17 protein-coding genes are annotated in these 21,187 nt (G+C 43.8%); 10 read left to right on the forward strand and 7 right to left on the reverse strand.

Annotation, left to right across the window (positions count from 1 at the left end; genetic code table 11):
* The first annotated feature begins 194 nt into the window (after window positions 1-194).
* The 5 genes from rpoZ (at window position 195) to JMX50_RS01890 (ending at window position 7,790) form a co-directional block, all read left to right on the forward strand.
* Window positions 195-455 carry a DNA-directed RNA polymerase subunit omega gene (gene rpoZ / locus JMX50_RS01870; RefSeq protein ID WP_201563299.1) on the forward strand — a complete coding sequence of 87 codons (261 nt, stop codon included), beginning with the start codon at window positions 195-197 and terminating at the stop codon, window positions 453-455.
* A 585-nt stretch (window positions 456-1,040) separates the two neighbouring features.
* Window positions 1,041-3,230: a RelA/SpoT family protein gene (locus tag JMX50_RS01875; protein WP_201563301.1), complete on the forward strand. Its 2,190-nt coding sequence runs from the start codon at window positions 1,041-1,043 to the stop codon at window positions 3,228-3,230.
* Between the two features lie 159 nt (window positions 3,231-3,389).
* Complete coding sequence (locus JMX50_RS01880) at window positions 3,390-3,770, forward strand: RidA family protein (protein ID WP_201628216.1); 381 nt, start codon at window positions 3,390-3,392, stop codon at window positions 3,768-3,770.
* A gap of 148 nt (window positions 3,771-3,918) precedes the next feature.
* Window positions 3,919-6,216, forward strand: coding sequence for a primosomal protein N' (locus JMX50_RS01885; RefSeq protein ID WP_201628217.1), 2,298 nt, complete (start codon window positions 3,919-3,921; stop codon window positions 6,214-6,216).
* Between the two features lie 380 nt (window positions 6,217-6,596).
* Complete coding sequence (locus tag JMX50_RS01890) at window positions 6,597-7,790, forward strand: cation diffusion facilitator family transporter (RefSeq protein WP_201628218.1); 1,194 nt, start codon at window positions 6,597-6,599, stop codon at window positions 7,788-7,790.
* A gap of 64 nt (window positions 7,791-7,854) precedes the next feature.
* Here the strand turns inward: JMX50_RS01890 and JMX50_RS01895 are convergent, their stop codons facing one another.
* Window positions 7,855-8,169, reverse strand: a complete 315-nt coding sequence (locus tag JMX50_RS01895) for a hypothetical protein (RefSeq protein WP_201628219.1) — start codon at window positions 8,167-8,169, stop codon at window positions 7,855-7,857.
* Window positions 8,170-8,370: 201 nt separating this feature from the next.
* On the opposite strand from JMX50_RS01895, the gene JMX50_RS01900 reads away from it, so the two are divergent.
* The gene (locus tag JMX50_RS01900; RefSeq protein ID WP_201628220.1) at window positions 8,371-9,075 is read left to right on the forward strand and encodes a hypothetical protein; all 705 of its coding nucleotides are present in this window, start codon (window positions 8,371-8,373) and stop codon (window positions 9,073-9,075) included.
* A gap of 75 nt (window positions 9,076-9,150) precedes the next feature.
* Entirely contained in the window at window positions 9,151-11,037 is a 1,887-nt protein-coding gene (locus tag JMX50_RS01905) for a monovalent cation:proton antiporter-2 (CPA2) family protein (RefSeq protein WP_201563311.1), read from the forward strand.
* A 29-nt stretch (window positions 11,038-11,066) separates the two neighbouring features.
* On the opposite strand, the gene JMX50_RS01910 is transcribed toward JMX50_RS01905, so the two are convergent.
* Window positions 11,067-11,996: a DUF2628 domain-containing protein gene (locus JMX50_RS01910; RefSeq protein ID WP_201628221.1), complete on the reverse strand. Its 930-nt coding sequence runs from the start codon at window positions 11,994-11,996 to the stop codon at window positions 11,067-11,069.
* A gap of 259 nt (window positions 11,997-12,255) precedes the next feature.
* Between JMX50_RS01910 and trmB the strand changes: the two genes are divergently transcribed.
* From trmB to JMX50_RS01925, 3 genes are all read left to right on the forward strand, one after another.
* The gene (gene trmB / locus JMX50_RS01915) at window positions 12,256-13,128 is read left to right on the forward strand and encodes a tRNA (guanosine(46)-N7)-methyltransferase TrmB (protein ID WP_201628222.1); all 873 of its coding nucleotides are present in this window, start codon (window positions 12,256-12,258) and stop codon (window positions 13,126-13,128) included.
* Window positions 13,129-14,203: 1,075 nt separating this feature from the next.
* Window positions 14,204-15,262 carry a recombinase RecA gene (gene recA / locus JMX50_RS01920; protein WP_201628223.1) on the forward strand — a complete coding sequence of 353 codons (1,059 nt, stop codon included), beginning with the start codon at window positions 14,204-14,206 and terminating at the stop codon, window positions 15,260-15,262.
* 57 nt (window positions 15,263-15,319) lie between these two features.
* Complete coding sequence (locus JMX50_RS01925) at window positions 15,320-16,378, forward strand: regulatory protein RecX (protein WP_201628224.1); 1,059 nt, start codon at window positions 15,320-15,322, stop codon at window positions 16,376-16,378.
* 33 nt (window positions 16,379-16,411) lie between these two features.
* Here JMX50_RS01925 and JMX50_RS01930 read toward each other — a convergent pair whose 3' ends face one another.
* From JMX50_RS01930 to folP, 5 genes are all read right to left on the reverse strand, one after another.
* Window positions 16,412-17,869, reverse strand: coding sequence for an anion permease (locus tag JMX50_RS01930; protein WP_201563321.1), 1,458 nt, complete (start codon window positions 17,867-17,869; stop codon window positions 16,412-16,414).
* A gap of 313 nt (window positions 17,870-18,182) precedes the next feature.
* Entirely contained in the window at window positions 18,183-18,911 is a 729-nt protein-coding gene (locus JMX50_RS01935) for a YidB family protein (RefSeq protein ID WP_201628225.1), read from the reverse strand.
* A gap of 286 nt (window positions 18,912-19,197) precedes the next feature.
* Window positions 19,198-19,647 (reverse strand): hypothetical protein, encoded by a 450-nt coding sequence (locus tag JMX50_RS01940; RefSeq protein WP_201628226.1) that lies wholly within the window; start codon window positions 19,645-19,647, stop codon window positions 19,198-19,200.
* A 40-nt stretch (window positions 19,648-19,687) separates the two neighbouring features.
* Window positions 19,688-19,987 carry a succinate dehydrogenase assembly factor 2 gene (locus tag JMX50_RS01945; RefSeq protein ID WP_201563327.1) on the reverse strand — a complete coding sequence of 100 codons (300 nt, stop codon included), beginning with the start codon at window positions 19,985-19,987 and terminating at the stop codon, window positions 19,688-19,690.
* A 125-nt stretch (window positions 19,988-20,112) separates the two neighbouring features.
* Complete coding sequence (gene folP, locus JMX50_RS01950) at window positions 20,113-21,018, reverse strand: dihydropteroate synthase (RefSeq protein WP_201628227.1); 906 nt, start codon at window positions 21,016-21,018, stop codon at window positions 20,113-20,115.
* Window positions 21,019-21,187 lie beyond the last annotated feature (169 nt).

Below are 21,187 nucleotides of genomic sequence, written 5' to 3' on the forward strand. Positions count from 1 at the left end.
TCGTTATTCGTCCTCTTATCTGGGCATTGCACGCGGCGGCGTAGATATAAGTAGCAGCCGATATAAAAAGCAACCACGCGCTTAAACAAAAAATGCTATAATGCCTAGCTATCCCCCTTTTGTATTTTTGATATTATTTTTATTGAGTGGCGGACAAGCTCCGTGACTAATAAAAACAACCGAGGTAGCTATTTATGGCACGAGTGACGATTGAAGATTGTTTGGATAATGTTGATAATCGCTTTGAGCTGGTATTGGTCGCAAGCAAGCGCGCCCGTCAGTTGGCCAAAGGTATTGCTGAACCGTTGGTTGACGTTGATAACGACAAGCCTACTGTATTGGCCTTGCGTGAAATTGCTGCGGGAAAAATCACCCGTGACATTTTAAATCAGCCAGATCATAACTTTGCTACAAGCTCATTAGATTTAGCATTATCAGGCGATCATAGCTTCTAATAAGGCTTTATTAGCCAGCTTTCAAAACATGGCTTTTAGTAGTTGTTTTGTACGACCACTTTATTAAGTGATGACATTCCTGATTGATAAGAACCACAGCATAGGCTGTGGTTTTTTGGTTGTAAGACTATCGATAACGTTACTTATAGTGCTAAGTTATTGTAGTCAATTCAAAACGAAATAGTACTCTGCTGGGATAAATTTCCCTCGCTTGCTGTGCGCTTTGCACTCCAGAGGCTTCGAAAAATTTATCCCAGCAGTATGTTGTTATTTTTCAAATTAAATCGACTATATATTAAACAGTTAGCAATTTTAACCACCGTTTATAGCGAAAATCCTACCATTGAGTGGGAATTTCTTAATTTTTGCATAGCCTACTCGCTTAGCAGTTGACATTGAATGCGATTTACGATTAATTAGAGGGTGGTCTGCCCCTTTTTTAGCTCTGCGTCTTTAAGCTTTGATGTCTTTAAGCTTTGATAGCGTAGGTCAGCATTCATTCAGTCACCATTTACCCAAACAGTCGAGAACCAAGAAACCGTCTTGAACTGACAAATAGGTATTGGAAAATAGGATCGCCGCTTTATGAGTCAAACCTTACCCAAACTCAGTCATCCTTTAGTTGATGACGCTCAATATAATCTGCTGCGCTCAGTAGGTTATCTCACTGCGGCTGAACGTAGTGATATTATTGATGCCTGTGAGTTCGGTGATATTGCGCATATCAAAGACAAGCGTAAATCAGGGGAGCCTTATATCACCCATCCGATTGCCGTTGCCGAAATATTGGCAGGCTTTCGCTTGGATCGCGATACGATTATTGCAGCCATCCTCCATGACACGGTCGAAGATACCGAGATCAGTGCTGAGCAGATTCAGCAGCGTTATGGCAAAATAGTGGCAAGACTGGTCGACGGTGTGACCAAATTAAAATCATCGACCCATAATAAACAAGAAAATAAAGCGGCAACCTTTCATAAAATTCTAACTGCCACCCTTGCCGATCCACGGGTATTGATTATCAAACTGGCTGACCGCCTACATAATATGTCGACGCTGGATGCGGTACGCCCAGAAAAACAGCGCACCACTGCGCAAGAAACCCTAGATTTTTATGTGCCCTTTGCACGCTTAATGGGTCTCAATGACATTGCCGATTATATCGAAGTGCTTTGCTATCGTAACCTTGACTCCGATATGTATAACAAGCTGTCTGATAAGCTGCTACAACATGGACTTGGGCGTAATTTTCAAAGAGAGGCCATTCATCGCTATTTAAGTATTGTTCTAAACAATCTTGGTCTGAATGGCATGGTTAAAGTCTTAGACAATCGCGTCGTTATCTTTCGCCAATTTTTCCGTAATCGCGGTGAAATCAATGCGCTGTTGCGCCATTATGCGTTTGAGATTGTCCTTGATAATATCGAAGCCTGCGACAAATTGGCTTATTATCTGATTAAAAAATATCAGATTGATGACAGCCATATCGCTGACAATATTCGCCGCCCGCTACCGGGTGGTAATCAGTCGCTGACCCTTATCTATGAGCGCGACAATGATTTTGTCAAAGTGACGATTTTAACCAAGCAAATGCAGAACGCGGCAAGGCTTGGCGTTATTGGCGCAGAACACGCCTCCGATGTCAGTCAATCGGTCATTCAAGCCTCATTACGCAATATGAAAGACTTGGTCGACGATGAAGACAGCTTGGATGAGGACAGCCCTGACTTTTCAGCGGCGGTCTCCACCATTAATGAGCTGATGGATTATCTGCACTCGAGTAAAATCATCTGCTACAGTCCGCAGGGGCGCGCTTATGAGCTACCGCAGGGTGCAACGGCGTTAGACTTTGCTTATGCCGTTGGACCTATGGTCGGTAATGTTGCCGTCGGTGCCAATGTCGATAACAAACATGCAAAACTTGGCACGGTACTTAAAAACGGTCAGTTGGTCGAGATTGAAGTAAACAGTCACTCTGAGCCAAAAGCGGAATGGCTTGGCTTTGTGGTCACCAATAAAGCCCGGGTAGAGATTTTGCGCTGGTTTAAAGACTTATCTCCTGCAGACAAGCAGCATCACGGTATGCAAGCTTTAGACCGCGCCTTAAAAACGTATCAGAAAAGCCTCGATGATTTAAGCGAAAGTGACTGGAAAAACCTCACCGAATGGCGCGGTTTGACAGAGAAAGATGCGCTATTTGAGCAAATAAGCTCGGGTACGTTACTGCCCCAACTGGTGGTCACCCGTTTGTTTAGCGATGAGGTCAGTGATATTCAATCGCAAGAACATATTGATGATATGACCCAGCCGCAGCAGCTGATTGTCAATGCCTCAGGCGTCGAGCTTGATTTTGCCAATTGCTGTCACCCGATTTATGGCGACCCTATCGTTGGCCATTTATCGCGTCATGGTTTGGTTGTCCATCGACATAAATGCTTTTCATTGGACGATATCCGTAAAGACAATCCTTATCAAGTTATTCAGTTGCGCTGGCGTAATGATAAAGCAATTAAGCAAAGCGACTCAGACGAACACGGTAGCAAAATCCGTTTCCCCGCTTACCTTAAGCTCTCAATCGCTCTCAGTGATGAGCAAATCAGTGAAGTGATTTATCATCTGCGCCAGTTAAATATCGGGGTCGAAAAGGTCGACGTGCGTAGCAGCGATACCATTATTCATATCGTGGTACGTAGTCGCAATCATTTAGCGCAAGGTATTCGCGAATTACGCTCATTACTTGGCTTCCCTAATATTATCCGGCTCTACCAATTATAAAATCAGCTAAAATAAATGTTAAAATCCATACCTTTTACCTATGCCTTTTAAGCGTTAGGCATTAACCTTTATATTTAATTTTAAGCGTTTAACGCAGCCTGACATTTTTGGCTCACTTTTCAACCAAATAAACATCAAAAAATATCATAAGGATATAATATGACTCGTCAAACCATTCAAACCGATAAAGCACCTGCAGCCGTTGGCACTTACTCACAAGCGGTAAAAGTTGGTAATACTGTTTATATTTCAGGTCAGCTAGGTTTTGACCCTATCACCATGGAACTAAAAGAAGGGTTCGATGCACAAGCGAAGCAAGTATTTGAAAACATCAAAGCCATTTGTGAAGCTGCTGGTGGCAGCTTAAATGACGTGGTCAAATTCAATGTCTCTTTAACCGACTTAAATGACTTTGCGGCGTTAAACGAAGTGTTCGTTGCGAATTTAAGCGAGCCATACCCTGCCCGCGCAGCCGTACAAGTCGCAGCCCTACCTAAAGGCGGCGTGGTTGAAATTGAATCTATTATGTATATTGAATAAGACGGTTATTGAGCTTTATTAAGCTCTACGGCTTTATGTTCAATGATAATAAGCTTAGCATCGTGCTAAGCTTATTGGTCTTTATCTATTTATCTCTTAACCTTTCTTCCTAATCCCTATTCACCTGATAAGACTGCGAAGCCCTTTTATGTTGCTACAAGTTGCGCTACCCGTGCCCCTTTATCGGGTGTTTGACTACAGCTTGCCAACAGATAGCAGCGCGTTGCCGCATAGCACTTCAGCTCATATACCGCCTATTGGTAGCCGTGTCGAAGTATCCTTTGGTCGTCAAACCTTAATCGGTATCGTTATTGCTCATATTGCTGCAGCGGATAGCGACGTACCCCTCAATAAGCTCAAACCCATTAATAAATGCTTAGATGCTGAGCCAATTTTAGATACCAGTATGCTAAAGCTGGCGCATTGGCTGGCGCGTTATTATCACTATCCGCTTGGTGATGTCTTGGCGGTGATGTTGCCAACCCTCGTGCGGCAAGGTAAGCCGCTAGACTTGCTGATTACCCATTGGCGCATTTTGCCGCATGTAAGCGACGACGATTTTCGCGCCAATGCAAAAAAGCAAAAGCAACAGTTTGAGATGCTTAAATTACACGGTGAGCACGGCGCTAGCGAGGATATTCTGCTCTTAGAAGGGATGCAGCGCAGTTTCTTAAAAGCGCTAGAAGAAAAAGGCCTTATCGAGCGCTATATTCAGAATAAACAAGCACCTGCTCCTGTTAAATTAGCAACCATGCCGCTTGACCTTAATGAAGAGCAACAGCTTGCCGTTACTGCGATTATTGCTGCTCATGAAGATAAGCAATATACGGGGTTTTTATTAAATGGTATTACCGGTAGTGGCAAGACCGAAGTCTACTTGCAGGCGATGCAAGCAGTCTTAGAAGCCGGCAAGCAAGTTTTGATTTTGGTGCCAGAGATTGGACTCACGCCGCAGACGCGCGCGCGTTTTGCCAGTCGCTTTGCCGCTCATATTGTCTTACTGCATTCGGGTATGAACAATACCCATCGCCTGCAAGGCTGGCAAGATTGCCGTACCGGTCATGCGCAAATTATCATTGGAACGCGCTCAGCGGTGCTCTATCCCTTTGCAGATCTGGGCTTAATTGTCGTTGATGAAGCGCATGATGGCTCTTATAAGCAGCAAGATACGCTGCGCTATCATGCCGCCGACGTCGCGCTTTATCGCGGACTACAAGCCAATATCCCCGTCGTCCTTGGTACGGCGACGCCGTCTCTTGAGCATCTAAAACTGGTCGATGATGGCAAGCTGGTAGAGTGTCAATTGCAAACTCGCCCTGGTAATGCCAAGCTTGCAAGCATGCAGCTGATTGATGCGCGCCTGCAAAGTACGCATCAACAAACGACGGACGAAGGCGCTCGCTATGATACTGGTCTGACCGATGCGCTGATTGGCGCAATACGGCAAACGCTAGAGGTTGGCGATCAAGTTTTAATATTTCTAAATCGTCGCGGCTATGCGCCAGTTTTGCTATGCGAAGCTTGCGGTTGGCAAGCAGATTGTCCACGCTGTGATGCGCATTTAACTGTCCATTATAATAGCCAATCGCCATCTAATTCCTATTCAAGCAGCTCATATTTAAAATGCCACCACTGCGATTGGCAAGCCTATATTCCAACGGTTTGCCCTGATTGTGGCAGTCAAAATTTGGATGCCAAAGGAATGGGCACTACAAGGCTCAGCGAAAACTTGCATGCGATTTTTGCCAATCCGCAAACCAGTAAAGAGCTGTACCCCATTATCCAAATCGATCGCGATACCACCAGACGTAAAGACAGCTGGGAAAATATCTATCAGCGTATCAATGAAGGCAAGCCTGCCATCTTAGTCGGTACGCAAATGGTCGCCAAAGGTCATCATTTTCCTAACGTTACGTTGGTCTGCTTGCCCAATGCTGATCGTGGCTTTTTATCCGCCGATTTTCGCTCGCCGGAACATACTGCACAACTGATGGTTCAGGTCGCAGGGCGTGCCGGTCGCGGTGATAAATCGGGGCGCGTATTGATTCAAACGCTGCAACCCGATAATGAGCTGTTATTAAAATTGGTAAAAGATGGTTATTTATCATTCGCACGTGAGCTACTGCAAGAACGTAAAATGATGGGCTTGCCGCCGCATAGCCACGCTGCCCTAATACGCTGTGAAGGCAAAACCCTTACCGCCACGACGCAAGCGCTTAAAGATGCGATTGCTATTTTGCCAAATGGGCATAATCTTGCTGTCCTCGGTCCTATCGATGCGCCAATGAGTAAAAAGAACAGTCGCTACCACGTGCAGTTACTACTATTAGGCAAAGACAGACAGCAATTACATCGGGTATTACATCACTGGTGGCAGCCTGTACTTACCTTGCCAAGCGCCAAATATCTGAAGCTGACCTTGGATATTGACCCTGTTGGCTGGTAATATCCAATTTCTTAGCGTGGTTCTTTAACTAGAATTATCACGCTATATTCAGTACTAAATAAAATGGATACGTTATCTGACAACGTGAAACTGGTACAAATTTTTCTAGCTTGCTGTGCTTACGCCGACAGAGGCTGCAAAAAATTCATTCCAGTTTCACTGTATCTTCTTTATATGGAGCTGACTATATAGCTTGCAGTCACTAACCAACGCTTTTCAAAATAGGCAATTCATCGTTTACCGCCTAGATACAGCAAGCATTTATTAAATGTGCTAAATTCTTTATATCTGTCTGGTTTGAGCACAGCAAGCCCAGCTTTATAAGCAATCAAAGCTTTATAAGCAATAAAATTTTACCTTCTATCATCCTGAGTGTTGTTATGAATCAAAATCACCCAAAATCTGAAAAAAATGACCATTCTCATGAGAATGCTGCGGCTGATAACCATAAGCACGGCCAAAAGGATGCAGAAGGTCATTATACTAAAGACAGTTATACTGACGATAATCAAGACAATCACGACCACGATGAACACCTAGAACAGACGGTTGCACCACGCGATACCAAAGGCTATCAGCGTACCTTGCTATTTAGTTTTATCATTATTACTGCCTATATGTTTGTCGAAGCCATCGGCGGCTGGCTCACTGGTAGTTTGGCGCTGCTGTCTGATGCTGGTCATATGCTCAGTGACGCGGTGGCCCTTGGCGCGACATTGATGGCATTTAAAATTGGTGAAAAAGCAGCCACCCATCAAAAGACCTTTGGTTATAAACGCTTTGAGATTTTAGTGGCAACGGTCAATGGTGCGACGTTGGTTATTATTGCGATCATGATTTTTTATGAGGCGATTAAACGCTTTAATTCGCCGCCTGAGATTGCGACCCAAGGCATGCTTATCGTTGCTACCATTGGTATGTTGGTCAACATTTTGGTCGCTTGGCTGATGCACCGTGGCAGTCGGGGCACAGATGCGCATGGTCACAGTCATGTAGGCAGTAACGAGGACAGTCAAGGAAAAAATGCGGGTAAAGCACCGGTCAATCTGAATATGCAAAGTGCTTATTTGCATGTGTTAAGTGACTTAATGGGTTCGGTTGCCGCTATTGTTGCCGCGCTTTTGATGATGAGCTTTGGCTGGATTTGGGCGGATGCGGCGGCCTCGGTGATTGTCGCCATATTGATTTTGTTTAGTGGTTACCGCGTCGTCCGTGATTCGGTCCATATCCTGATGGAAGGTACGCCAGAAGGTATATCGCTAGTTGAGGTCGAAGACAAATTACTTGCCCACCCGCAAGTACGACAAGTCCATGACCTGCATGTTTGGAGTATCACCAGCGGTCTCAACGCCCTATCGTGTCACGTGGTCGTCGATGGCGAAATGAGTATTTATGAGTCCAGTATCCTGATTACCAGTTTAGAGCAAAGCCTCCTTGAGCTTGATATTCACCATGCGACCATTCAGGTTGAAAGCTTAGCGCATCCGCAAACCAAGACGCATAGCGATGCTTTAGTTTGCGATATCTCACAGCAGGCGACTGATACCAATAATCATATTGGTCACAACCATTAAGCATAAGACATTAAATATTAAATCATATAATTATTAATTAAGACGTCGCCTATCTGGTTGTTAGTTATGAGCGACGTTTTAATTGATATTTTTTTATAAAGTGCTGGCAATAACGCAGCATCAGCCAAATTATCCACAGCGCTGTTATTAGCCAAATACTTAGCCCCAACCCTAACAATATCATGCGAATCCAAAAATCTAGCGCACCGTTCATGAGGTGGGGCAGATAAGCCGGTCCCATATTGGATGCCATTATTAACCAAAACCCAAATAGCAGCGCCAGTCCTGCACCGATAATCCTTAAAATTATTTTACCAAAGGTTATTAACAAGCCACGCCAGTTATCATATATGGACGAAAGAGGTGAATGATGATTCATAAAAAAGCGCCTAAAAAGTGGCTTAAAAAAGATAAATAAAAGACCTTTATTGCAAATCAGCTTATATCACGCAGATTTTTATCATTGTAAGAGCATGTTAAAAATAATGGAAAATTTGGCCGCGCCGCCATATTTTTCATATAAATTCTGTATACTTAAGGCTTAAAACCCTTATTCATAACCAATTGATGACCTTTTGCCATGTCGAGACGCTCAGCTCCTTTCGTTGCTCCTATCTACATTGATGACCCTATCTCAAGCGAGGGTAAAAAGCATGCCAAAGCATTGCTATCAACGCTGCAAGAAGATATTGCCAGCTTTCGAGATGAGCAGTTTCCGCCTGACATTTTGCGTCAAATTCGTGATATGCCGATTTATGAAGGCAATTTAGCCGAAGTCCAAGCCTATCAGCAGCGTTGGCATAATCTGCTTGAGCGTGCGATGGCGTTTTATCCGGCGGCCAACCTACCGCCTGATTATCTGCCGCTACCAGCCAGCCTTGAGATACCGCAATTTATCTATCACGTGCAAAGACTACATCTGACCAAGACCCGTGCCAAAGAATCCAAAAGCTTTGGGTCGGTCGGTGCGCTTACTGATAAATGTGGCAATTACAGCGCTGATGAAATTGCGCGTATGAGCGCCGTATTTGATAATGATAATGAGGCGCGTTTGGTGGCGCATCGTGAATTTATCGATTTGCGCGCGTATGTATTTTGCCGTGATAACAAAGGCGAGATGCTAGAGCCTGAGCGCGTACGCTTTTATCGCACTGGGCTTATCGTTCATGCCCTACCCGATTTTAAAATTGTCGACAGTCGGCAGACACCGCGTAAGCGCCGTAACGATGCTTATAGTAATCCGCTGGCAGATAATGGCGTATGGAAGATTTATCGTAAGAAATAAACAATGTTTAAAATTTTTGATTATTGATTTACCCTGTTGTACTGCTTATTTTATCGTTACTGCTAAGGATTCCAGATGCTCGCTGCCGCCGCCGGCTCACCAAATTTAATGTTACAAGCTACTATTTTCTTGGGAGCAGCCCTGCTCTTTGTACCCCTTGGTAAACGTTTTGGCATCGCGACGGTTCTAGGTTATCTCATCACAGGATTGATATTAGGCCCCAGTGGTTTAGATGTTGCAGGCGATGCGGAAAGCTTATTACACTTTTCTGAGTTTGGCGTGGTCATGCTGCTGTTTATCATCGGCCTTGAGCTGCAGCCTTCACGATTATGGGCGCTACGGCGTTCGATTTTTGTCCTTGGTGGCTTACAAGTCGGTTTGACTGGCACGCTATTAATGTGGCTGTTACATCAGTTTTTTGCCTTGCCGCTTGATACCGCTTTTATTGTCGGATTTGGTCTCGCCCTATCATCGACCGCCTTTGTCCTACAAATCCTGACAGAAAAACAGCAACTTTCAAGTACCCATGGCCGTGAAGCCTTTACCATTTTATTATTCCAAGATATTGCCGTTATCCCTTTATTAGCCGTTATTCCATTTTTGTCAGGGGTACGCGAACAAAGCTACGATTTGATTTATTTTGGTAAAGTTTTTGCCGTCTTTGCCGGACTTATCTTTGCCAGCCGTTATATCATTCGACCTTTCTTTAAATTTGTGGCGTCTAGTGGCGCATCAGAACTCTTAACCGCGGTCGCCTTATTTATCGTCATGGGCGTGTCTATTTTGATGGGGCAAATCGGTCTATCGATGGCATTGGGCGCTTTTTTAACCGGCGTATTATTAGCAGATTCTGAATATCGTCATGAGTTAGAAGCCAGTATCGAGCCTTTTAAAGGGCTGCTGCTAGGGCTGTTTTTTATGTCGGTCGGTATGCTAACCGATGTCAAACTCATCTTAGCAAAGCCTGTCTTTATCATCGGCTGTGCCATGGCATTGATGGTGATTAAATTCGGTGTTATTACTGCCATTGCCAAAATATCGGGCAATCGCTGGCCGACCAGCATCCGATTGGGCGTGACCCTTGCTCAAGGTGGTGAATTTGCCTTTGTCTTATTTAGTGTCGCAACGGCGCAAAATGTGTTGCGTCCTGAGCTTGCCAATACTTTAAATCTTATCGTCACCATTTCTATGGCGCTGACGCCACTGGCGTTTTTACTCTTAGAAAAAATCGGTGAGCCAATATTTGCTAAAAGTAAACCAAGCCGCGAGTACGATGCCATTCCTGATCATGAGCATCAGGTGATTATTGCTGGTTTTGGGCGCGTTGGTCAGATTATTGGTCGTGTGCTGCGTATGCATAATATCGAATTTACCGCCATTGAACGCTCGGCAAATCGCGTCGATTTCGTGCGTAAGTTTGGTAACCAAGTCTATTATGGCGATCCAAAAAACCCCGAGATACTACGTGCTGCCGGCATTAAAAAAGCGCGCGTCTTTATTCTTGCCATCGATGATTTAGAGCGTTCTATCACTACCGCCCAATATTTGCGTAAAAACTATCCTGATATGATTGTCTTAGCACGCGCCCGTGACCGCCAGCACTATTATCGCCTGCGTGAAGTCGGTGTGCGTCATATTTGGCGGGAGACCTATTTATCGTCTTTAGATATGTCGCGTGAATCATTACAGCTGCTCGGTATCTCACCAGAAAAGGCGCGCGAAACCGTACAAACCTTCCGTGATTATGATGATGATTTGATTGAACGTCAGCAAGCAATTTATGGCGATGAAGCCAGCTTAATTGAATCGGCACAGTCGGCGATGGCCGAGCTTGAAAGTCTATTTGATGAGGATATCGATAAAGCCCGTAAAATGGATTTGACCGATTTTTATGACGCCCTAAAGAGCCAAGCGATACCAGTCGATGAGAAAGACGATCTGGCCACTGACTCTAAACCCTAAGTGTCAAAAATCTTAAGTGTCAAAAATCTTTAATTCTCATTACAACCTTTAGGCGCTTGCCTTTTATTGAGTGAGGTCATACAGTTCCAATTATCGCTATCGGGCACATGATAAAAGACCAGCGTTTGATTATTTAGGTAGCGAATCGGAAACTTAACGTTCTGGATGGTAGCTATGACCGCGCAATCCGTTGCTGGCACGCCAGCAGCTTTGCTGTCGATAGCGATATATACCTGCTCTGTACCCATGTCTAAAGGAAGATTGCTAGGACACTGCCCTGTTTGCCGATACGTCAGCGCCACACGATTTTGTGCTGTTTTAGCGGTATCGTAAGCATCAAACAATACTTCGTTTTCTTTGGGCTTGGCAACAATGGGTAAAAACTGCACCTTTATTACCATTAAAGCAAAGGCAAAAAACCCAAAGCCCAAGCCCAAGCCAAATAAGCTGACCCCACCTTCTTTTTGCAAGTGCGCTTTTTGCGCCGCCTCATCACGTGGATAATCATTGATAGCATCAGCAATCTCGCGCCTTGCCATACGGTAATAATAAGCGTCCGTCCAGCGTGCAACCATAACCGACCAAAACAGCCATATCAGCGCCGCAATAGCGATACGTATGGCCATCTGATAAGCATCGGCAATATAAGGCATCGCGACAAATTCAAACGCCACCAATACCAGTGCCACATTAAGCTGAATAAACGACCAACCGGCAACGCTATAAACAATCGCATCCATATAACGCTTACGATACAGCAGCCAAGGAAAAGTGACAAAAAACGCCGCCCAATGCCATTTCGGCGACAGATATCCTTGCTTATCAAATTCCTCAAAGCGCTTAAGATAATATGACTGGCTACGCTGACTGATAAACCATTTATCCAGCTGCTGACGCTTTTCAGGCGTTAGCTGTTCTTGATAAAACGGTGGCGGCGAATCCGTCTCGATAAATAACATGGCAGTCTGCTCTATAAATTCTCAAAAATAGGGTATCAAGGATTGTTATATGATAACGCCAAAAGCCAGTGATAGAAAACCCATATATATGCAATCTGTATCGAGAAAATCCGTCTATGGCCTTGTATAATTTAGAGAAACTGTAGTGACACATAGAATATATGGCAAACTTACTAAAATTGGATTGTCCGTTCACAGTGGTCACGATTTCACTTATAATGAAGCAACTTTACCCACCTAATTAAGCCTTGTTAATCCTATGAGTCAACATCCTGATATCAATGACAACATCAATGGTGCTAATACTACTGATGAGCAAAACCCTAATAGCACTAACCCTATGAACCCTGAAGCTCAGGCTGCCACCGATACTGCCATTAGTATTGATGCCAATGCTAGCAGCCAGAATGAGCCTACAGAGGGTAAACATATTCGTATCGTTAATACCTTTATGAAACGCCGTACGCATATGAATAAAAATGCCGAGCTGGCACTGACTGCGCCAGAGTTTGCGCATTACTTAGTCAATAACAGTTTCGGTGATGGCAATCTTGATGGCATTAACGATTTACGAGTGCTATTTGCAGATAGCCCTAACGGCAGTGACGCGCCGCTTACGGTAGAGATTGGTTTTGGCTTGGGTGATTCATTTATCGAGATGGCCGCTGCTGAGCCGACGCGCAATTTCGTTGGTGTCGAAGTTCATGAGCCAGGTATCGGTAAATGCGCTTATATGGCAGGCACGCAAGGTTTAACCAACGTTAAAATCATTAACGGTGATGCTATTCAATTGCTGAAACAGCTACCAGAAAACCATATTGATCGTATCCAGCTCTACTTCCCTGACCCTTGGCAAAAAAAGCGCCATTATAAACGCCGCTTTGTGAGCCCTGAGCGCATGGCGATTGTCACGCGCAGCTTAAAGCAAGGCGGCTGGTTCCATACGGCGACTGACTGGGAGCATTATGCCTTTTGGATGGTTGAAGTGTTGGATGGTTTTGCAGGGCTGACCAATCAAGCAGGCGCAGGTAATTTCACCGACCGTCCTGACTTTCGTCCAATGACCAAGTTTGAGCGCCGCGGTTTAGAGCGCGGACATGGTGTTTGGGATTTAATCTATATTAAAGACTAATCTCGATGGCACTACCCTAGCGATATTGCCCTATAGCGGCTAAGATACTGATAAAGTACTTAGCCGCTTTTTTGTGGCTGAATATCTCTCCTGCCCTACTTTATCTGTTGATATATAAGGCTTCGCGCGTTGTGCGAGCTACTTTTAAACTGCTAGAGCCTCTAAGTGCTTGCTCTATATCCACTAGATACCCGCAAGCCATATGTGAAACATAGGCATTAGACAGTAATTTTATGACTAAATTTAAAGTTGCAAAAACGGAAATAGCCTATATTTGGCTTGCATGCAATATTTCATATCTGCGCAAACATTGATAGGATAAGGGTTTCGTGAGTTCTCCCCATAAGCTGTGGATAACCCTGTGTATAAGTCGCCACTTGACAAGTATTTCCCTAGGTAGCTTAAAGGGTTAGGTAAAATCGTTCATTTTTTGTACAATTTTAAAAACTTTTAAAATCAATTACTTATATGATATTTGAAAGCAAAGTAATATATTTTTAATATTTTTTAAATTAATTTAACCGTTATGGATGTTTCACAAGCGCTCAATAAAAATACCTTTTTTATTGTGGACAACTCATAAATCTATTGACAAATGACCCTGTCATCAAGTTCAAAACTGAAAGTTAAAACAAGCCTGTTTTAGGAATATTTTAATAGAACATCATACGACACTCACTGTCGTTTAACCTCTCAGCACCCTCAATATTGGCCTTGGATTTTGTTATAATTGCCTTATCTAATCAACAGTGATATAAAACAGGGTGGCTTAAAAATTACGTGAAAAGCACGTGCTAAATAAGCTTACTGACATTATTACGCTTATTTACTAGCAAAAATTATGAACTTTTTTTTGCTTTTCTCATTATTGAATTTTACTGTATAGTAGGGTGATATATTCGATATCACCGTCTGAAACCTAATATTTCCAGCCACTTCAACTTTGCTTGAAAACCTCCCTTACTGACGACTGAGCCTGTAAGCTATTCCATTGAGCAAGTGGTTGGTGACGAGTAGTTCTAAATAATCAAAATACTCATTATTTACACTTATTATTAATAACAAGGAGTCCTATATGGACGAAAATAAAGCCAAAGCCCTCAAAGCAGCCCTTGGTCAAATCGAAAAGCAGTTTGGTAAAAACACCATCATGCATTTAGGTGATGATTCTGCCATTCTTGATGTGGATGTGGTATCAACAGGCTCGTTGGGGCTGGATATTGCGCTTGGTATTGGCGGCCTACCAAAAGGTCGTATCGTTGAGATTTACGGCCCAGAAAGCTCGGGTAAAACAACCATGACGCTGCAAGCAATTGCAGAATGCCAAAAGCAAGGCGGTGTCTGCGCCTTTATCGATGCTGAGCATGCACTAGATCCAGTTTATGCGCGCAAGCTTGGCGTGAACACTGATGACCTACTGCTTTCTCAGCCTGACAATGGTGAGCAAGCGCTTGAAATCACCGACATGCTAGTGCGTTCTGGGGCGGTTGATATGATTGTCATTGACTCGGTCGCTGCGTTGACGCCGCGTGCGGAGATTGAAGGCGAGATGGGCGATTCACACATGGGTCTGCAAGCACGTCTAATGAGCCAAGCACTACGTAAAATCACTGGTAATGCCAAACGCTCAAATTGTATGGTGGTGTTTATTAACCAAATCCGTATGAAAATTGGTGTGATGTTTGGTAGCCCTGAGACCACGACTGGTGGTAATGCGCTTAAGTTCTACGCCTCGGTACGTATGGATATCCGCCGTATCGGTGCGGTTAAAAACGGTGATGAAATCATCGGTAACCAAACCCGTGTTAAAGTCATCAAAAATAAAATGGCACCGCCTTTCCGCCAAGCAGAATTTGAGATTACTTATGGTGAAGGTACTAACCATTTAGCCGAAGTGATTGACTTGGGTGTTGAGATTGGCGCAGTTGGCAAAGCTGGCTCTTGGTATAGCTATGGCGATGAAAAAATCGGTCAAGGTAAAGCCAATTCTGTGTTGTTCTTAAAAGAAAATCCCGCGATTGCACAAGAAATCGAAGCCAAAATTCGTGATGAAAAGCTTGGGACAAAAAAACAAGCTAAAGCCACAGATACTGACGAAGCCAATGAAGAACTGGCTTCTGAACCTGTACAATAGCGGCTTCATTATTCACCGTTATCAATGATCATGACTTGTTATGAAAACTAAATTGTTATGAAAATTAAAACCTTAGCTGAAATACTTGCTGAATCGGACGCCGATTCAGCGAGTAGTCCTACTATCAAAGCAAAAAAAACTGTCAAATCTTCTGAATCTGTCAAGCATTCTCAGCACTCCTATCAAGACAAGCCAAAAAAAACGGCTAAGACGCGCAAGCACTCAACCTACTCTCGTGAAGATTATTCGTTATCTGACGACTCTGGCCTCGAGGTAGAATCAGCTGACGCTCACTTTTCTACTAGCAAAAACCCTACTAGATCCAAGAAACGTAAAAAGCGTTTTCACCCAGCGGCTAACTTTAGCCCTGAGCCTAGTGATGTGCCTGCTTATCAGCCACCCGAAGCGCAAAGTATCAAAGAGATGCTGGCTGAGGTTAAGAGTAACGTTCATGATACTGGTATAAATAGTGATGAGCATCAAAAAGAGTTTGCTGAAAGCCATCAAGCAGACCTCGATAACCTACCCTCTGCGCTTAAAGCGTATTTACGCACCCCTGAACAACGTCAAGCGGATATTGATGCCATTAAAGCCGAAAGCCGCTTACGTTGGTTGGCGTTTTATTATTTATCGCGCCGAGAATACGGCAAGGCTGAGCTCAAGCAAAAACTGCTTGATAAAGAGCAAGACCCAGACAAAATCGATGCCCTGCTCGATGAGTTTGAAGAAAAAGGCTATCAAAGTGATTATCGTACTACCCTGATGCTTATTCGGGAAAATATCCGCAAAGGGCGCGGACGCGGGCGTATTAAGCAGGAGTTTTATCGTAAAAAAATTGCCATGCCCGGTAATATCGACGAGCTTATCGATATGGCGAATGCCGAATCGGAAGAATTTAGCGAGTTTATAGACGACAGCGCCGATAATTTAGTTGAAGGCATTGACTGGCTAAAACTGGCAGTCAGCGCACGTACCAAAAAATACGGCGATGACATACCCATTGAACAAAAAGACAAAGCCCGTCAGCTACGGTTTTTACAATATCGCGGCTTTAATACCGATATCTGCTTTGAGGCGCTCAACTATACCTTGGAGACATTAGATGAGCGTTTTTAGCTCGTTTAAGCGCACATTATTAACCTTTAACCTTTAATAATAACCAAGCAGCTTCCACCAAATCAAACCAGCGCCGATCCATACGACCAGATTTACCACACTCATAATGGCGCCAATACTCCACCATTCTCCTAATGTCACATAGCCTGAGTTAAAAATAACGGGCGCAGTACCGGTTGCATAATGGGTAAGCGTCATCATGATATTACCGGCGGCTGCTAAAATGAGTGCATATAGCATCGGCGGTGCGCCTAAGCTTAACCCGACAGCATAAAAAGCGGCAAACAGCGCGGTAATATGCGCGGTGGTACTAGCAAAGAAATAGTGAATATAGAGATAGACCAAAGTCAAAATAACCACAGCGCCGACCCAACCGACTCCTATCATGCCAATCATTGATTCGATATTATCAGAGAACCAGCTGATAAGGCCGAGTTTGTTAAGGTATGATGCCATCATGATCAGAGCACCAAACCAGATAATCGTATCCCATGCCGATTTTTCTTTCAGTACATCATCCCAAGTTAAGACGCCCGTCAATATCAAGGTCGTCAAACCAATAAACGCGGTGGTGGTGGCGTCAACGCTTAATTGTTCACCAAAAATTAGCGCTGGGATATTCGCCCACAATATCAACATCAGCGCAAAGACGCCCAGCATGATTTTTTCTTGCAAGCTTACCTGACCCATCTCGGTCAGATTGTCTTTGGCAAATTTCTTCGCATCAGGCGTTACTTTGACATCGGGCGGATAAATCAGATAAATCACCAGTGGCATTAATAATAAACATAGCATCCCTGGTATAAACATCGCCACCGCCCACGTCGTCCATGACAGCTGAATCTCACTACCCGTTGCCTTATTGACCAAATCTACCACCAATGGATTTGGCGCAGTGGCGGTAATAAACATACCAGACGTAATCGGATTTGCATGGTAATTGACCATCGCTAAGTAGCGGCCAATTTTATTTTGGGTGCCCTCTTCTGGCGTAGAATGAAAGCTTTGCGCAATGGATCTCATAATTGGGTGAATAATACCGCCGCCTCGAGCGGTATTAGATGGCGTGATAGGCGCTATCATCAGCTCTGCGGCAGTTAAAGAATACGCAACCCCGATCGTCTTTTTGCCAAAAATAGAAATAAAATAATACGCGATACGCCGACCTAAACCCGTTTTTATCAAGCCACGCGATATCATCACGGCAATACCAATCAGCCAAATCAGAGGACTTGAGTAGCTTGATAAAGCATCAGCGATGGCTTCTTTTGGACTCTCATTGGTCACCCCAGTAAGCGCCACCAAGGTAACGGCAATAATGGCAATCGCGCCGATGGGTAACACCTTACCAATGATGGCGACAATAGTAGCAATAAATAAAGCCAGCATATGCCACGCTTCGGGTGTGACTCCATTTGGTACCGGAATAACAAACCAAATGATTAAACCAACTACAATGGCAATCGCTGCTTGGATAGGTTTAAATGGCATGAGAAATATATCCTTATCAATGCTTATAAAATCACACAGTCATGTCATATGAGATGCTATCGCAATAGTAACTGCGATAGGAAAAATACATGGGTCATATGAACATCTTATAAGATTTATATCAGCATTTTTCTATTGTTGACCATTTTTAACATATTTATTTAGCATACAGCATAAATATACAGAGATAAGTTATTAATCACAGCGTTAAATCGTTGGTCATAAAAAAGGAGCACTTTATTAAAAGCGCTCCTTTTTTATGATATTTTGGCTAAATTTGACGTTTAATCATATTGAATTTCAAAGTGCTCAATTATTTTAACGTCCCTAAGCGGCTCGATAATTGATTCATAATTTGATCAATCTCTTCGTTGGCTTCAGGTTCATTATCCAAATTGCCATTGGGCGTTAATTGATTCATCACTTCAGGCAACAGCTCAGCGAGACCTTGACGTACTTCCATCTCATTTGCGCCAGTATGCGCGGCTACCTGCTGGATTTCGCTTTCATCAAATAAACGGGTAATTTCATTAGGGTCCAGATTATCATTGGCTTCTTGATTACTCATCCAAGAACGCGCTTGATTGTCATACCCCATACCAGTGATTTTTGATAAAGCGCCACTTAAACCACCATTACGTTTGATCCAGCTGAGCACCATAGGCATAAGCGCAGCAATCAGCATGCCTTTACCGCCAAAGCCACTTCTAGAGGTTCGACCGCCAGTCGCCTGACCACCCAATACGCTACCTAAAATATCGCCAAGTCCGCCAGCACCTGAGCTCATACCACCGCGTTGGTTGGCGCCTGTGAGCCCACCAATGATATCGTCTAGACCAAAGCCATTATCAGCGCGGCGTTCATACTGCTGCGGATTGTAGCCACTTGGCTGATTACCACCGCCCAATACGCCGCCCAAAATATCCCCTAATCCGCCGGTACGGCGTGGATTGATACGTTGATTGACCGGATTGCGCTGGGCGTCTTCTGGATCCATGGCACTGCGGGCAACTTGGCTCACTAAATTCCCTAATAAACTCATAATCGCTTCCTTTTTATTATAAAACATTCATTATCAAAAGCTTTGCATTCAGTTAACTCATGCAAATAGCCATTTACCAGAAATATGGCAAGTGGTTATAAACAGGTCGGTTTAAACAAACACTTAAATAAGTTAGCTATTGACGCTTAATTGCAATATAGCAAATCTCTTTCGCTATCTAGATAGGCGTTTTGTTATGAGATGTAGTAGATCGTTAGCGATTAAAAAGAGAGATAGATAAAAGGAATGCCAGTCATATGCATAAGACTGGCTTTATTTAGGCAGTTTAATGAGAAATGGTATTTGCCAAAATCGTTAATTCGCGCCAGTGTTCTGCGCTGACTTGATCGCGAAATACCGTTACTGATAAATGACGCTGATAAGGTTCTATGACAATAAAGCTTAAGCATATAACCCATGGATAGCTACTGACCGCAGTAAGCTCTGCCTGCCATAGGGCATCACCGCGACTGCTACGCATGAGTAGTTGCCAATGCTGATAAACGCTTTTATTCAATGGCGGCTGGCTTAGATGCATTAATATCGGGCGCGATAACGCTAAGTAGCTGACGACGGCGGCGCTAACCACAAATATCAGTACATATTGCCACAACGCCATGGACGCAAGTCCTGTCAATATCACCATCACACTTGCTAAGAGCATATAAAATAACAGGCGCAAACAGCTTGCAGGCTGAATAGGTGCATCGATACGTAGCGAAGTTGGCGATATCATAATTGAATACCCAAGCAGGCTTAAAATAAATATTAAATAATTACGTCAAGTCTTTACTATGGCGCCATGTTTTGATTTTATTGACCAAATCCCATATGGCTTCATTTTCTGGACGGCTTTGATTGGTAAAATAATCCAATAAATCAGGGTCTTCATGGGTCAGCATTTCTGCAAAAGTTGCCTGTTCGCTGGGATCAGCGGTTAAATACAACTCTTTAATATAAGGGTCGATATAAAAGTCTAATTCTTTTAATCCGCGGCGGGCTTGATAAATAATGCGGCGTTGCTCGAGGGTGGGTTCTGGTTGATTGTTTGGCTCTGGTTGATTGCTAGTCGTCATAAAAGTGTTCCCGTAGGTTTAAATGGTATTTAACTGAATAGACATTTAGATAAATAATAAGGTTAATAAATAATAGGATTAAGCTGTATTTATAAAGATACCGTTTATAAAAAGGTAGTAGCCTATTAGCCTTGATGATAACTTGATAATTGCTGCCATAATGCCACGGCTTGCTGCATCATAGCGACATTGTGGGTACGGATAATACTAGCGCCCTGCTGCAGCGCAAAGAGTCCAGCCGCCGTTCCTACCGCATCACGCTCTAGCGCTTGGGTAGTAGCAACGGCTTCGACTCCACTTTTAGTCAGTACTTCTGCTAAAAAGCGCTTTCGTGAAATACCAAACATCATTGGTAACTCAAGCGTTTGCAGGCTATCAAGCTGACTTAATAGGGCGCGATGATGCTCATAGTCTTTTGCAAAGCCAAAACCTGGATCGATAATGATTTTCTCACGCTTAACGCCGACATTCGTTACCTCATCAATACGCGCTGCTAGCTCGGCACTGACGTCTTTAATCACATCATCATACTGGGCAAGGTTATTCATCGTCGTCGGCTCACCGCGCATATGCATCAGCATGACAGGAATATCCAGCTTGGCTGCCATTGCCGCCGCACCATCACGCTTAAGCGCTCGTACATCATTCCAAATATCTGCGCCGGCATCAAAAGCTGCCTGCATAACCGCCGGGTTACTGGTATCAATAGAGAGCCAAATATCTTTACCTATGCTTCCTAGCTGCTGACGAATCGCTTTGACCACTGGAACAACGCGCTGTATCTCATCGCTAGTCGCTACAGCTTGCGCATTTGGACGGGTAGATTCACCGCCAATATCGATAATGCTTGCACCCGCGGCAATCATCTCTTTAGCATGGGCAAGGGCGCTATCGATGGCATTAAACTGTCCACCGTCAGAAAAAGAATCTGGGGTGACATTTAAAATACCCATGATATGCGGCTGCGATAAATCTAATACTTTATCGCGACTTATCACCGTATAATTAGATAAAGGTTGGAATAATGACATAAGGTATCCATTATAAATTCAGTTCGTAAAATCGCTTTAGCTGTCGTGATAATTTACCAAGCTATAATGCCTATGATAGCAGCAAATCTGATGCTGTCCTAAAGCCTTGATACAATTGTAGCAACAAAAAAGCCCTTTATTAAAAAGGGCTTTTTCTATCAAAAATAGA

Origin of the sequence: Psychrobacter maritimus (assembly GCF_904846345.1) — a bacterium.
Lineage (GTDB): Bacteria > Pseudomonadota > Gammaproteobacteria > Pseudomonadales > Moraxellaceae > Psychrobacter > Psychrobacter maritimus.

Bases quoted from the DNA above. Each gene is read 5' to 3' on its own strand.
- JMX50_RS01885 (WP_201628217.1), top strand. From the start codon at position 3,919: ATGTTGCTACAAGTTGCGCTACCCGTGCCCCTTTATCGGGTGTTTGAC.
- JMX50_RS01945 (WP_201563327.1), bottom strand. From the start codon at position 19,987: ATGACGACTAGCAATCAACCAGAGCCAAACAATCAACCAGAACCCACC.
- JMX50_RS01905 (WP_201563311.1), top strand. From the start codon at position 9,151: ATGCTCGCTGCCGCCGCCGGCTCACCAAATTTAATGTTACAAGCTACT.
- JMX50_RS01925 (WP_201628224.1), top strand. From the start codon at position 15,320: ATGAAAATTAAAACCTTAGCTGAAATACTTGCTGAATCGGACGCCGAT.
- JMX50_RS01935 (WP_201628225.1), bottom strand. From the start codon at position 18,911: ATGAGTTTATTAGGGAATTTAGTGAGCCAAGTTGCCCGCAGTGCCATG.
- JMX50_RS01895 (WP_201628219.1), bottom strand. From the start codon at position 8,169: ATGAATCATCATTCACCTCTTTCGTCCATATATGATAACTGGCGTGGC.
- rpoZ (WP_201563299.1), top strand. From the start codon at position 195: ATGGCACGAGTGACGATTGAAGATTGTTTGGATAATGTTGATAATCGC.
- trmB (WP_201628222.1), top strand. From the start codon at position 12,256: ATGAGTCAACATCCTGATATCAATGACAACATCAATGGTGCTAATACT.
- JMX50_RS01940 (WP_201628226.1), bottom strand. From the start codon at position 19,647: ATGATATCGCCAACTTCGCTACGTATCGATGCACCTATTCAGCCTGCA.
- JMX50_RS01910 (WP_201628221.1), bottom strand. From the start codon at position 11,996: ATGTTATTTATCGAGACGGATTCGCCGCCACCGTTTTATCAAGAACAG.
- JMX50_RS01880 (WP_201628216.1), top strand. From the start codon at position 3,390: ATGACTCGTCAAACCATTCAAACCGATAAAGCACCTGCAGCCGTTGGC.
- JMX50_RS01875 (WP_201563301.1), top strand. From the start codon at position 1,041: ATGAGTCAAACCTTACCCAAACTCAGTCATCCTTTAGTTGATGACGCT.
- folP (WP_201628227.1), bottom strand. From the start codon at position 21,018: ATGTCATTATTCCAACCTTTATCTAATTATACGGTGATAAGTCGCGAT.
- JMX50_RS01890 (WP_201628218.1), top strand. From the start codon at position 6,597: ATGAATCAAAATCACCCAAAATCTGAAAAAAATGACCATTCTCATGAG.
- JMX50_RS01930 (WP_201563321.1), bottom strand. From the start codon at position 17,869: ATGCCATTTAAACCTATCCAAGCAGCGATTGCCATTGTAGTTGGTTTA.
- recA (WP_201628223.1), top strand. From the start codon at position 14,204: ATGGACGAAAATAAAGCCAAAGCCCTCAAAGCAGCCCTTGGTCAAATC.
- JMX50_RS01900 (WP_201628220.1), top strand. From the start codon at position 8,371: ATGTCGAGACGCTCAGCTCCTTTCGTTGCTCCTATCTACATTGATGAC.